1 pseudogene is annotated in these 491 nt (G+C 66.4%); it reads right to left on the bottom strand.

Annotated features, from left to right (window positions below):
* Window positions 1-393 precede the first annotated feature (393 nt).
* Window positions 394-491: pseudogene (locus QSK52_RS39655) on the bottom strand (IS5 family transposase); the annotation flags it as partial.

Genomic DNA, 491 nt, shown 5'->3' with positions numbered 1-491 from the left:
TTCGCCGACCCTGCCGGCCGACGAGCCGCGCAAACGTTCCCACACGCACCGACCCGAAAAGAGGCCCCCTTCTACCCCCGAACTTTCTCCCCAGACACCCAGAACCCGCCAACCCCGACCGGCGGACAAAGCACCACCCACCACTCCTCGCCGCCCCGCCGCATCCCACTTGACCAATTCATGTCATCGCAATCACCAGCCACGACACACCGAACCAACCCGCCCGCACCCAAACCTGCGCCTCCCGGCACCCGCCACATCCACAACGTCCGGAACACACCCACTCACTTGCACCCGTGAAACCCCCGGACCAGACAACCACGACACCCGCACACCACACGACAACGGCCACGCCGACGATCTGACTGGGCGTTTCGTCCCTGACTCCTGAGGTCAGGTTCCGCGCCAGGTCGGGGTGGACTCGCCGGTGAGGCGCCGGGTCATGAGGCCGATCATCGCGACGTGGACCATGGCTTCGGAGCGGGCCGGAA

Origin of the sequence: Kitasatospora phosalacinea (assembly GCF_030268885.1) — a bacterium.
GTDB classification, from domain to species: Bacteria; Actinomycetota; Actinomycetes; order Streptomycetales; family Streptomycetaceae; genus Kitasatospora; species Kitasatospora phosalacinea_C.
Note: the sequence above shows the minus strand (reverse complement) of the source record. Positions and strands in the feature narration are given on the sequence as shown.